The sequence below is a fragment of the Paenibacillus sp. sgz302191 genome (genome assembly GCF_057749925.1).
The window spans coordinates 1-13,012 of the sequence record NZ_JBYLHY010000016.1; the positions used below are offsets into that span (position 1 = coordinate 1).

10 protein-coding genes are annotated in these 13,012 nt (G+C 52.7%); 5 read left to right on the forward strand and 5 right to left on the reverse strand.

Annotated elements, in window-relative coordinates:
* Window positions 1-422: 422 nt before the first annotated feature.
* Complete coding sequence (locus AC3G2T_RS22075; RefSeq protein WP_488436925.1) at window positions 423-1,172, reverse strand: YwmB family TATA-box binding protein; 750 nt, start codon at window positions 1,170-1,172, stop codon at window positions 423-425.
* Window positions 1,173-1,248: 76 nt separating this feature from the next.
* A complete protein-coding gene (locus AC3G2T_RS22080; RefSeq protein ID WP_488436926.1) occupies window positions 1,249-1,638 on the reverse strand; it encodes a VOC family protein in 390 nt (129 codons plus the stop codon).
* 162 nt (window positions 1,639-1,800) lie between these two features.
* On the opposite strand from AC3G2T_RS22080, the gene AC3G2T_RS22085 reads away from it, so the two are divergent.
* Together AC3G2T_RS22085 and AC3G2T_RS22090 are read left to right on the forward strand one after the other, a co-directional pair.
* Entirely contained in the window at window positions 1,801-2,079 is a 279-nt protein-coding gene (locus AC3G2T_RS22085; RefSeq protein ID WP_488436927.1) for a hypothetical protein, read from the forward strand.
* Between the two features lie 124 nt (window positions 2,080-2,203).
* The gene (locus AC3G2T_RS22090) at window positions 2,204-4,354 is read left to right on the forward strand and encodes a 5'-nucleotidase C-terminal domain-containing protein (RefSeq protein ID WP_488436928.1); all 2,151 of its coding nucleotides are present in this window, start codon (window positions 2,204-2,206) and stop codon (window positions 4,352-4,354) included.
* Window positions 4,355-4,387: 33 nt separating this feature from the next.
* Here AC3G2T_RS22090 and AC3G2T_RS22095 read toward each other — a convergent pair whose 3' ends face one another.
* Together AC3G2T_RS22095 and AC3G2T_RS22100 are read right to left on the reverse strand one after the other, a co-directional pair.
* Window positions 4,388-5,245 (reverse strand): CheR family methyltransferase, encoded by an 858-nt coding sequence (locus AC3G2T_RS22095; RefSeq protein ID WP_488436929.1) that lies wholly within the window; start codon window positions 5,243-5,245, stop codon window positions 4,388-4,390.
* A 28-nt stretch (window positions 5,246-5,273) separates the two neighbouring features.
* On the reverse strand, window positions 5,274-7,997 hold the full coding sequence (locus tag AC3G2T_RS22100; protein WP_488436930.1) for a response regulator: 2,724 nt from the start codon (window positions 7,995-7,997) through the stop codon (window positions 5,274-5,276).
* A gap of 151 nt (window positions 7,998-8,148) precedes the next feature.
* On the opposite strand from AC3G2T_RS22100, the gene hisC reads away from it, so the two are divergent.
* Window positions 8,149-9,267 (forward strand): histidinol-phosphate transaminase, encoded by a 1,119-nt coding sequence (gene hisC / locus AC3G2T_RS22105; RefSeq protein ID WP_488436931.1) that lies wholly within the window; start codon window positions 8,149-8,151, stop codon window positions 9,265-9,267.
* A 141-nt stretch (window positions 9,268-9,408) separates the two neighbouring features.
* A complete protein-coding gene (locus AC3G2T_RS22110) occupies window positions 9,409-10,359 on the forward strand; it encodes an alpha/beta fold hydrolase (protein ID WP_488436932.1) in 951 nt (316 codons plus the stop codon).
* 64 nt (window positions 10,360-10,423) lie between these two features.
* Here AC3G2T_RS22110 and AC3G2T_RS22115 read toward each other — a convergent pair whose 3' ends face one another.
* Entirely contained in the window at window positions 10,424-11,533 is a 1,110-nt protein-coding gene (locus AC3G2T_RS22115) for a LacI family DNA-binding transcriptional regulator (protein ID WP_474686563.1), read from the reverse strand.
* 127 nt (window positions 11,534-11,660) lie between these two features.
* Between AC3G2T_RS22115 and AC3G2T_RS22120 the strand changes: the two genes are divergently transcribed.
* A complete protein-coding gene (locus tag AC3G2T_RS22120; protein ID WP_488436933.1) occupies window positions 11,661-12,869 on the forward strand; it encodes an AGE family epimerase/isomerase in 1,209 nt (402 codons plus the stop codon).
* Window positions 12,870-13,012 lie beyond the last annotated feature (143 nt).

Genomic DNA, 13,012 nt, shown 5'->3' on the forward strand with positions numbered 1-13,012 from the left:
TGTATTAGGCACGCCGCCAGCGTTCGTCCTGAGCCAGGATCAAACTCTCCAAAAAGGTGTTACCTTTATTGAAAGCTGAATAGCTCAATTTCAAAGCTGACGAGATTTTGCAATCTCTTGTTTTGGTCGATTTCTCAACCTTGCTTCTTCACTCGTTGTTCAGTTTTCAAAGAACAATTTCTTTCGTTTGCTGCCGTGTTACCGGAGCAGCGAGATGTAATATACCATGTCTGAATCTCTTTTGCAAGCATTTTTTTATCCATCCATGAAGATAATCAACAAGTCCAGATCATATTCGTGCTTGTCCGTTTCAGACAGGAATTACAATATAGCACAGATATTTTGATCGCGCAACTATAAATATGAAATTGCCTCTGAAACGAAAAAAAGCCGTCATATCCGACGGCGGGATTCGCTGCTATTTAATATTCCATCGTGATTACCGGCGTGCCGACCGTTAGCCTCCAGCTTCCCGTTGTCGATTCTTGATGAAGGGCGGCTTGCAGATTGATCGTCTTGCTGCCGCTTTTAATAGACGCTTGCAATTGATTGGTCGCCATTGACACGCTTAGCGTATTCGGGTCCTCGTATCGCTCTACTTCTGTCGCTTTAAAAGTTCGCGCCAACCGCGCGGCAAGCTGCTGCGGATCGCCTTGAATCATTTGCTGATCGACATGGCCCTGAATCATTACATTCCATTGGCCTTTGATATTCAGCTCTTTAAGCTTTCCCGACGTTTGCTCCTGCCAAACGAGAAGACTTGCCGGGTCCGTGAGCTTGGCGGATTCAAGACGAAGAACGACATAGCAAGCCGGCTGGTTGGCCGGTGCCGCGACGGTCAGGATGGATTGCGCTTCCTCCGCAACCTCGCTTTTTGAAGAATAGACCGGATGCCCGTTGGATTCGCCGAGAGCGGCCGATTGCGGGAGATCAAACGCTTGGGACAGCTTTTTCCCCACTTGCAGCTGCTGCTCCTCGCCGCCGGATGTGCAATCTCCATAGTAACCCGTATACTTAAAGGTCATTCGCCCTTCGCTGGCCATGTAAGGGCTGACTGCTTCCAGCAGCCGCTGCGCATCGTTGTCCCCTTGTGCGTTCACATGGCGAACCCATCCAAATATAAAACTGGTAATCGCGATCCATATCATAGAGAACAACCATAATTTTTTCATATAAAAAGGGCACCTCTTTACTGAAATCTAAGATTCTAGTAAATAGAATGCCCAAATCTATCAACTTTTAAACCGGTTATCTCGTAGATTGGAAGAATTCAATGCGCTCCCCGTCGAGCCCGTTGAAGAAAAAGTATCTGGAACCGTTGGGAAGAGTGGTGATTTCCGCATCCACCTGCTCGAGATTAAGACCTTTGATTCTTTCATACTCAGCTTCAACATCATCGACCGAAAAGGCCAAGTGGTGAACTTTGCCTTCTTGAGGCAGTCCCGCATTGTAGCCTTCGACCAGTTCGACTTCCGATTCATTGCGCGCCCCAAAACCGAGGAACGCAAGCTTGACCACGCCATTCGAATGCAGCAGAGTGTCCTTAAGCTTCAATCCTACGACTTCCTCATAGAAGCGGATCGATTTTTCCATATTTGCGACCATGACGCCAACGTGTTCTATTTTCAAAACAGCCATTGTCCTAACCTCCATTTGCAATTTTGTCTCTATTTTAATCATTTTATAGAAAAAGCGCCAGACATGCCGGGATAGCCGCCAATGCCACGCCGCGCCGCGCACATTTCGCCATTTGAGGCAGGACGGTGTATACTGGAGAAAAGAACAAGGAGGCGAGGGTGCGTGAGGTTGTTAAAGCTGCTTCAAATTTATGAAGTCGATGGCGTCACACCCAAACATCGTTCCGACAAGTTCAATTTTGACGAAATTCAAGGCCAGACGTTTACGGAAATCAAGCCGACCGAGATCGGCTCCCCGATGGTTTTATCCGGAATCGACAAATATATACCGTTCAAAACGACCCGCGTGCAGGCGATTGACTGGGACGGGATCGAGTTTCGGGTGCTGACGCGCAATACGATTTATCACTTCGAAATCCATACGGACAAAAGAGCCACTTAACCTTTGGTTAATAAGCGGCTTTTTTTGTGCAATCTTATAATAAAATTTACTTCTCTTATTCTATCAAATTCCCTTATACTAGTGGGTGGATTTCCCATTTTGCAAGAGTATAAGGAGGATATTCATGAAACGTACGTTTAAGACTCGTTTAACTGCTCTGACATTAGCTGCAATTCTATCAAGTTCGATTACCGGAAGTTTGGCATTCGCCGCAGAAACAAACGCATCCAAGGACGTCAAGTTAAAAAGCGATATGCAGCTGGCTGTCGAGCAGGGTGCGATCGAAGGCTACGGCGACGCCGATTACCGCGGCACGCGCACGGCGACAAGAGCCGAAGTAGTGACCATGATCGACCGCGCGGCAAAATTGAGCAAAGCGGACGCCGGAGCGGCATCCTTCTCGGACCTTGCGGGCTGGCAAAAGCAAGCGGTCGCCAACGCCGTCGCCGCCAAGCTGATCAGTGGATTCGCCGACGGAACGTTCCATCCGAACGCGCCTGTCACCCGTCAGGAATTGGCCGAGCTGGTCGTCAAAGTGCTGACCGGCGGCAAAACTCCCCAAGTCAATGAAAATGTATTGAACTATTTTGCGGATCAAGACACCATCGCCAAGCAATCCCGCCCATATGTCGCCTATGCGGTTTTGAGCGGTATTTTTGCGCCTACGCTGGACGGCAAGTTTAACCCGGATGCGGAAATTACGCGCGACGAAGCGGTTAAAGCGCTCAAACCGCTCTTGTTCCAAGTGGTCGATATTTTATCCACGAACGATATTCACGGCAAAATCGAAGTTGGCTTCGATAAAAAACGCAACCAAGGCCAAGGCGGCATCGAAACGCTCGGCGGCATCGTCTCCGATTTCCGGGCCGTCAATTCGAAAGGAACTGTCGTTGTCGACGGCGGGGACGCATGGCAGGGAACGCTGATTTCCAACACGACGAACGGGCAATCCGTTATGGACACGATGGCTGAGGTGGAATACGATGCCGCGGCAATCGGAAATCATGAGTTCGACTTCGGCCGCGATACCCTGATCGGCAATATCAAAAAAGCGAAATTCCCTATTCTCGGCGCCAACATCATCGAAGATTCGACCGGGAAGCGCGTGGATTGGACACAGCCTTACGTCATCGTCGAAAAAGACGGCTTGAAAATCGGCATCATCGGATTCGCTACGCCGCAAACCAAATCGACTACCAAATCGACGAACATTCAGGGGCTGACTTTTGCCGACCCTGTTCCGCTCGCTAAACAGCTGTCCGCCGAGCTTCGCCAAAAAGGCTGCGACATCATTCTCGTGACGTCTCACCTTCCGGGAGAGCAGGACAAAGAATCGGCCAAAATTATGAGCGAGATGGCCGATCTGGCGAACGGTACCGGCAACGGTACGCTGGATGCGATTGTCGGAGGACACTCTCATATGCGCGTAGCCGGAATTGTCAACGGAATTCCGGTCGTCGAGGCGCAAAGCTGGCTGTACGCGGTCGGCCACATCCAACTGTTCGTCGACAAAAAAACGAAGAAAGTCGTTTCCTCCAGTGCAGGTCTGCTTGAAACTTACACCAACCTGACGACCGCAGACGCCGAAATTCAAAAAACGGTCAAAGAATATCAAAGTAAAATTTCCGCGAAATCGGGCGAAGTTGAAGTTGTCGCCGCCGACGCGCTTACCCGCAAATCGTTCCGCTTTGCCGCAAATGGCGGTGTGGAACGCGACGGCACGACCCAGCTCGGCAACAGCATCACGGACGCGATGCGCGCATCCGAACAATCCGACATCGCCTTCACTAATATCGGAGGCATTCGCGCCGACGTTGACAAGGGCAATCTGACTTACGGCAAAATGTTCGAGATTTTGCCCTTCGGCAATTACAACGTTACAGGCACGATGACGGCGGAACAGATCAAAAAAGCGCTGGAAGTGACCGACAAATACTCCAAGCTTCCCGCCATTCAGTTCTCCGGGCTCAAAGTGGAATGGGATAACACCAAGCCAGACGGGCAAAAATATTCGAAAATTACCCTCGTAGACGGAACGCCTGTCTATGTAGACGGCAAATTCAATACGGGCCGTAAATTCAAAGTTACGACCAATGATTTTATGGCGACCGGCAGCGGCGACGGCTTTACCGTATTCGGTGAAGTCAAAGACTGGAAAGACGGAGCGATCATGCTGGACGCCTGGGTGAAATACGCAAACAACCTGAAATCGGCCGGCAAAGAACTGACCGTCCAAGACGACGGACGCGACGTCCGGTTGGATTTGAAGAAGTAAATACATCGAGCCCGCCGGACCAGGCGGGCTTTTTCATCTGATTTTTCGATATATTTTTTCCATAGAGTCGATGATTTCGTAGTTCGGAGCCTTGCCGGTATACAGCAGCGATTCTTTGCTCCCCAACCCCAAAAAGCCCGATGTGCTCAAACTCTCGTAAAACAACTCCAAGGTCCGGTTTTGCAAGGCCATATCAAAATAAATGAGCACATTGCGGCAGATGATCACATGAAATTCGTTGAAGGAGCAGTCCGTTACAAGATTATGCTGAAAAAAAGTAACCTGCTGCATTAGCGCCGGCGCAAAATAAGCATATTCGTGATCGGCCGAATAGTAAGCGGAAAACTCGCGGTTGCCCCCTGCGTGAAGATAATTTTTGGTATACGCCTGCATGCGCGATAGCGGATACGCCCCTAACCGGGCTTTGTCAATGACAATGCCGTTCATATCCGTCGCATAGATTCGCGCTCTGCCGAGCAGCCCCTCTTCTTCAAGAAGAATCGCCATGGACAGCACTTCTTCCCCTGTCGAGCAGCCGGCATGCCATATTCTTATACCCGGCAGTTCTTTCAAATAAGGTACAACTTTGCTGCGAAAAGCCCGAAAGAAGCCGGGATCGCGAAACATCTCCGTAACATTGATGGAGAAATCTTTGATCAGGCGTTCCCCCATTCGGCGGTCATGGAGCGTTTTTTCCAGCAGCGCGGTAACGGTCGGCATTTTTTCCAGGCGCATGCGGTTCTGAATCCGGCGGCGTATGGAGCTTCTCACATAACCTCGAAAATCGTACCCGTAAAACCGGTGAATGCCTTCCAGCAGCAAATCGATTTCTATCGCTTCCCTCTCGTCTTCCATAAAAACATCCCACTCATCCGAATAAAAGTCATCCATCTCTCTAGTTATCACCTGCTGTTCTGTTCTAGTTTGTCAGCCACACCCGCATCAAGGAAAACAACTGGTTTAAATGAAGCGGCTTGCTGATATAATCCGACGCCCCCGCCTCCAGGCAAATGTCCCGATCCTGCTTCATCGCCTTGGCGGTCAGCGCAATAATCGGAGTTTGCTCGTATTTCGGATGCCTTCTGATGGCCCTCATCGCATCGTAGCCATCCATAACCGGCATCATAATGTCCATCAGCACGAGATCGATAGGGATAAGCTGCTCCAGAAGTTCCAGACACTCTTGTCCGTCATGCGCGACAGTAACGATCATCCCTTCGTTCTCCAGCGCATTCGTCAGCGCAAAAACGTTGCGCACGTCATCGTCTACGACAAGCACTCTTTTTCCTTGAAAAGAGCTCGTCTCCGACGAGACCGCAGGCGCCGCCTGAATAACAGTCTCCACGGCCGGATGCGGAACGGGCTGGACAACGGTTCGTTCGGTTGCCGCCACTTCTCTGCGCACTGCGGCGAAATCGCGTAATTCCGATCTCAATGAAGGAATATAGACGGTGAATATGCTGCCCTTTCCTTCGACGCTTTCGAGCGCAATGCAGCCGCCCAGCAGATGCACCAGCTCACGGCAAATGGAAAGTCCGAGGCCGGTGCCGCCGTATTGGCGGTTCGTCGTTCCGTCGGCCTGCTGGAACGCTTCGAAGATCAGCTTCCGCTTGTCTTCCGGTATGCCGATCCCCGTATCGGCAACCGAGATCGCGACGACCTCGGTATCCTCGAATGCCGGCAGCAGCAATGCGGCCCGCTCAGGCTCGCATAACCCGATATTCATGCGGATCGAGCCCTGATGCGTGAATTTGATCGCGTTGGAAAGCAAATTTTTGATAATTTGCTGAAGCCTTTGTTCATCCGTGTAAAAGACGCCCGGCACGGCCGGGTCCAGCTCCAGGATGAACGCCAAATTTTTCCGTTCGGCCAGCGCGGCAAATTGGGTGTGGATAACGTCCGCAAACACGGCCGGAAGAACGCTGTCGACATGAATATCGAGCATGCCCGCCTCAACCTTGGACAAATCGAGAATGTCGTTGATCAAGACGAGCAGATCCTGGCCGGAGGAATGAATGACGCGGGCGTATTCCTGCTCCTCCGGCGTCAGCCGGCCCTGCCCGTTATCGGCGAGCATTTGCGATAAAATAAGCATGCTGTTCAGCGGTGTCCGAAGCTCATGCGACATATTGGCCAAAAATTCCGACTTGTACTGCGAGCTTTGCTGAAGCTGCTTGGCGTACTCCTCGAGCTCCGACTTGATCTGTTCCAGCTCCATCGTTCTTTCGTCCGCATAGCGGATCTGCTCTTCCAACTGTTCATTCGTAATCCGCAGCTCTTCTTGCTGCGTCTGCAGCTCTTCCGCCTGTGTTTGCAGCTCCTCGGTCAATACTTGCGACTCTCTGAGCAGCCGTTCGATCTCCGCCCGGCTTTCCACGCTATGTACGGTAGTGCCGAATTCCTCCAAAATGTCGTCAAGCAGGCTCAATTGCTCCGTTGTAAACGCCTGAAAAGAAGCCAGTTCGATCACGGCAACGACTTCATTGTTGTATTCCACCGGTGCGATTAAAATGCTGCGCGGCCTGCCCGAACCGAGCCCCGAGGCAATGGATATGTAGCCGTCCGGAACTTGCGTCAGGTGGAAAAAGCGGTTTTCCAGCGCACTTTGGCCGACGAGCCCTTCTCCCAGTTGAATGACCTCCGCCCCGACCGACTCGGCCGCAGCCGCAAAAGAGGCCAATTTGACCATCTGCGCTTTGTTGCCCTTGAAGGACCGAATGTAGAAAACACCGTAGGATGCATCCAACAATCCGGCCGTTTTATTGATGAACAATTGCCCCATCGTCCGCATATCGGAAACGCCCTGCATCATGCTGATCACTTCCGTCAGTCTGATTTGATGCCAGCGGCCCTCTTCCTGATTGTCCAAGAGAAGATTCGTCGCCTCGGCCAAATCCCTGACTTCATCATTGGTGCCCACTTGTATTCTTTGGGAAAAATCCCCTTTGGACCGGGCGATTTTGGCGATCGTTCGAGCCACCTGCCTGATGGTCCCGACAATCGAATGTGAGATCAGCAAAACGATCGTGATGGAAATCAGCACCATGGCTGCAATGATCGCGAATATCCAGAACGTTAAAATCTGGTTTCTCGTATCCAAACGGTTAGCCCGATCTTTGGTCGTTTCTTTCTCCTTGTTGCGAAAATCTTCCAACTGGTCGCGAATTTGCTGCGTATTTTTTTTGCCTGAGTCCTGTTTATAGAAATTAAGCACTTCCTCGTTTTTATCCGCTTTTTTGAGAGTGATCAGCGGTTCCGCCGATTCGCGAATCCAGTGCTCGATGAATATCCGAATGGATGACAGGTGCTGAAGCTGGTTCGTATTGTCGGACACAAGCTTGGCAAGCTTGGCGTAAGATTCCCGCCATCCGCGCGCGCCTTCGCTGTAGAAGTTTAAATAGTCCGCGTCGCCGGTAAGCAAATACCCCTGCTGGCCGGCCTCCATATCCATGACGAATTTCTCGATCCGGTTCGTTTCGTCATGGATGGCAAGATCGTGATCGATGACAAAATTTCTGTCAGACTGCATCGACAGGACCTGATTGTTCACCAAGACAAACGAAACGGATATGCTGGCGATGATAAATATGTATCCGAGAAGTATTTTCAAACGTATACCCAGCCTTATTTTGCTCAACACCATGACATCCCTGCCCTTCCATGTCTATCCAATCAAATTATACTACCATTCCCATTGAATTCGCAGCTTGTTCATTGCCGAACTTTACTTAGGTAACGCGTTGATGTATTATTAAATTGTCGTATTAAAGTATTCTTTACTAAGGAGTGTTCCCATGTCCGAGTCTTTCCTTTCTCAACAAGTACAGCCTCGCAAAGCTTTGCAACGCATGAAACCTTATTCGCCCGGCAAGCCGATCTGGGAAGTGCAGCGGGAATTGGGCATTGAAAAGGTGATCAAGCTGGCATCCAACGAAAATCCGCTGGGCCCTTCGCCCAAGGCCGTGGAGGCGATCCAGGCGTGCCTCGCCGACATTCACCGGTACCCGGACGCGGATGCGGCGGATTTGCGTCAAGCGATCGCCGGCAAGCTGAATGTAACGAGCGAGCAGGTCATTGTGACCAATGGCGGCGACGAGCTCATTACCTTGGTTTCCGAAACGTTCCTGGAGCCCGACGATGAAATCGTCATCCCTTCCCCTACTTTCAGCGAATACGAATTCGGCGCCGATCTGATGAATACCCGCGTTGTCTCCGTGCCTTTGCGTGAAAACTACCCATACGATGTTGACGATATCCTTGCCGCGGTGTCGGAGCGCACGAAAATCGTCTACATCTGCTCGCCCAACAATCCGACAGGCACATATATCGCTCAAAAAGATCTCAAGCGTCTGCTGGACGCCCTGCCTGAGCGCGTACTCACCGTGTTTGACGGGGCTTACAGCGATTTTGTCGATGCGGACGATTATACGGACGGCCTGGAGTTTGTAAGCAAAGGATACTCCCTCGTGATCCTGCGGACTTTTTCCAAAATATACGGACTTGCCGGCATTCGCGTCGGATACGGCATTGCCTCCCCCGCCATCATCCGCACGATTCGGCAGGTGAAGGAGCCGTTCAATGTGAACGCGCTCGCTCAAGCGGGTGCGATCGGGGCGGTTGCGGATCAGGCCCATCTGGAAGCAACGCGCGAAGCCAATGCGCGCGGCCGCGAGCAGTTGTACGACGGCTTGCAGCGGCTGGGCGTACATTTTACCCGCAGCATGAGCAATTTCGTCTGGGTTCAGCTTGGCCCCGAAGCGAAAACCATCTACGACAAGCTGATGGCGAGAGGCATCATCGTCCGCTACGGCGGCGCGTGGGGATTTTCGGAGCATGTCCGCATTTCCGTCGGCACTTCCGATGACAATGCCGCTCTTCTCGACAGCCTTGCTGCCGTGCTGAAAGAAGTGTAATCGACGATCTCGGCGAGCGGAAATCAAATAGTTAGCAGTTTGTTATGGATATCAAGATAAATTAGCACAACTATTGCATCAAAACTTCGGGTATGTTAGCATCAGGACAGATCATCTTTTATAGAAAGAAGGTATCTTCCCATGCCTTTGGTTGACATGCCCCTGGAGCAGTTAAAGACGTACCGGGGGACGAATCCCCGCCCTGCCGATTTTGACGCCTATTGGGAGAGGGCCATCGCGGAAATGAAAGCGGTCGATCCCCAGGTTGAGCTTGTAAAAAGCGAATTTCAGGTTCCTTTTGCCGAATGCTTCGATTTATATTTCACGGGTGTGCGCGGAGCCCGCATTCATGCCAAATATGCAAGACCCAAGCAAGCTGCGGGCCCCCATCCCTGCATTCTTCAGTTCCACGGATACTGGGGGGATGCCGGAGATTGGAGCGATAAGCTCGTGTATGCAGCGCTTGGCTATTCGATCGTCGCCATGGATGTCAGAGGGCAAGGAGGCCGCTCCGAAGACTCCGGCGGCGTGCGGGGAAACACCCTTTACGGCCACGTCATTCGCGGCCTGGAGGATCATCCCGACAACCTGTTCTTCCGCCAGGTATTTCTCGACTGCGCGCAAATAGCGGGAATCGCCATGTCCTTCCCGGAGGTCGACCCGCAGCGCGTCGGAGCGTTCGGCTACTCGCAAGGCGGGGCGCTGACGCTGGCCTGCGCCGCTCTGGAGCCGGGCATCAAACGGCTGGCGCCCGTGTACCCTTTCCTCAGCGATTACCAAAGATGCTGGGAAATGGATCTCGCGGTCGACGAGATCACCAAATATTTTCGCTCTTTCGATCCGGAGCATAAGCGGGAGGCCGAAATATTTACCAAGCTGGGCTATATCGATATCCAGCATTTGGCGAACCGCATTCAAGGCGAAGTTCAGCTGACCGTAGGCTTAATGGACCGGGTCTGCCCTCCGTCGACGCAATTCGCCGTTTATAACAAAATCAGGTCCGGCAAGTCGGTGAACGTTTTCCCGGACTTCGGACACGAGCAGCTTCCCGGCGTATCCGACAAGATCATCCAATTTCTGCTCGGACTATAGAAGAAAAAACCTTTCCTAGCCGTCGTACTTCGTACACCGTGCAGGAAAGGTTTTTTTCGTGAAGTTATATGCCCGAAATTCGGTTCTCGTGAGGCAGATCGTGGATGCGCGGGGAAACCGCCGATTTGCGGATCAGGACGTCACCGCGGATCAATATGGTTTCGGCGGGCAGCTCCCGGTTGGCGCTGCGCCAGAACAGCACGTCCGCGCCGCGTTTGCCGAGCGTCTCCTTGGTTACATTCACCGTCGTAAGCTCCGGCATGTTCGGGTAATCGGGATCGATGTTGTCGAATCCCGTGACGGACACCTCTTCCGGGACGGATACGCCGAGCGAGCGAAGCGCCGAGATCGCCGCGAACGCGATCCGGTCGTTAGCGCAGACCAACGCGGACGGCAGCGTGCTTTGTCCGAGGTGCGGCCGAAGCGCTTCGCGGATCTGCTCCTCCTGCAGCTGGCTTTCCAGTTCTTCGAGATGCAGCAGCTGTTGGAACGGCTCCGGCCGGTACGGAACCCCGGCCTCCTCAAGCGCTTCCCGGAAACCATGCCAGCGTTCGCGGAAGCTTTTGGAAAACGTCGTATTGCCGACGAACTGCAGGCTGCGGTGATCGAGACCGAGCAAATACTGGACGATGCGATAGGCACTTTCGCGGTTGTTGGCAAAAACCTGATCCGCGGAAATAAAAGGATCGTCATGATCCAGCAGCACGAGCGGCAAGCCGAGCCGGTGCACCTCAAGCAGCAAAGCGCGCGATATTTCACCGACGCCGATAACCCCCGCCAGACTTTGCGGGCGCAGGCTGCCGTTAAGCCCTTCCGCCGAATTGAGCGTCAGCGTCAGCATGTCCGCGCCGCGGTTTTCCAGCTCCTTGGAAATGCCGTCCAATATTTTGCCCCAATAGTTCGAATCTCTCGTCTGGTGGCGAATATTGGGCATAAGCACGAGCACAGTGCTCCGCCCTTCCTCGATCCCTTTGAATCCCCCTCTTCTCTCCTGATCCGCCTCAAGCGCGGCCGGCTTCTTCTGCGCCAAATAACCGAGCTGCCCCGCCATGACCAGCACTCTCTGACGTGTGGCCGCACTGACGCCGGACTTTCCGGAAAGCGCTTTGGAAACGACATATTTGGACACGCCGAGCCGGTCGGCTATATCTTGCATCGTAATTTTTTCCGACAAATTCGTTCACCCATTCTACACGGTCTGCAACTATTGCAAGTTGACTCCCTTTTATTTGTTAGCATAATATTATCATAACACAATAAATTGTGACTACTTATTTTCAAAAAGATTGGAGAACCGATCGATGACAACTTCTACCATGACAAAATCCGACCTAGCGGACAGCATGCGGAAAGAGGTGCAGAACCTGCTGGCTTTTTGGGCCGACAATACCGTAGATTCGGAAAACGGCGGCTTTTTCGGCGAGATCGACAACGACATGACAGTTCGGAACCGGGCGGCAAAAGGGCTTGTCCTCAACACCCGCATTCTTTGGACTTTTTCCAAGGCATACCGCCTTTTTCATACCGAACGTTATTTGCAGTTAGCACAGCGCGCTTACGATTACATAACAACCTATTTCTACGATGCGGCATATGGCGGCTATTATTGGACCGTCGATTACAAAGGGCGTCCGCTGGAGACCCGCAAGCATATTTACGGACAAGCGTTCACGCTGTACGCGTTATCGGAGTTCTACCTGGCCTCCGGCGCCAAGGACGCTCTGGAGCGTGCCCAAAAGCTTTATGCGGAATTGGAAGCCTACTGCTACGATAGCGCAAATAAGGGCTATTTTGAAGCTTTTTCGCAAAATTGGTCGCTTCAACGCGGCGAAGCGAAGCTCGACATCTACTCCAGCGGCGACGACAAATCGATGAACTCCCACCTGCATATCATGGAGGCTTATACGAACTTGCTGCGGGCGTGGGATTTCCCCCATCTGCGCGGCAAGCTGATGGAACTGATCGAAGTGACCGTCGAACGGATCGTCGACCGTTCCAAAGGGGCATTTTCCCTCTTTTTTGATGAAAAATGGAACGCCGCCTGCGGCGAAATCTCCTATGGCCACGACATCGAGGGCAGCTGGCTGCTGGATGAAGCCGCCCATGCCACCGGAGATGACAAGCTTATCGCGACCGTCAGGGAGGTCGCTCTGGAGATGGCGGAGGCCGTGTACAGCCGCGGCCGCGATACGGACGGCGCCGTATGGAACGAGGCGGACGGCGAGGGCCGCATCATCGATGCGGACAAAGACTGGTGGCCGCAAGCGGAAGCCGTCGTCGGCTTCGCGAACGCCTTCGGCGCGTCCGGCGACGAGAAGTACTTGGCGGCAGCCGCAAAAACATGGGACTTCATCGAAGCCCATGTCATCGACCGTGCCAACGGGGAGTGGCACGGCAAGCTGTCCAGGGACGGCGTCCCCTATGCCGGCCAGCAGAAGGTGAACGCCTGGAAGTGCCCTTACCATAACAGCCGGGCGTGTTTTGAAATCATTGAGAGATTTCAGGAGTGAGGGGCTGAGGAAGCGGAGTGCCGAGAAAATCTTGGCACTCCGTCATTTTTGCCAGGGAGGCAGGTGGGGCTTGGACGAAGCAGCCAAGGCGGGCCAGCCGTCGGTGGGTTACACGCGCCAGGAGTGTTACGGGGCGTGACCGC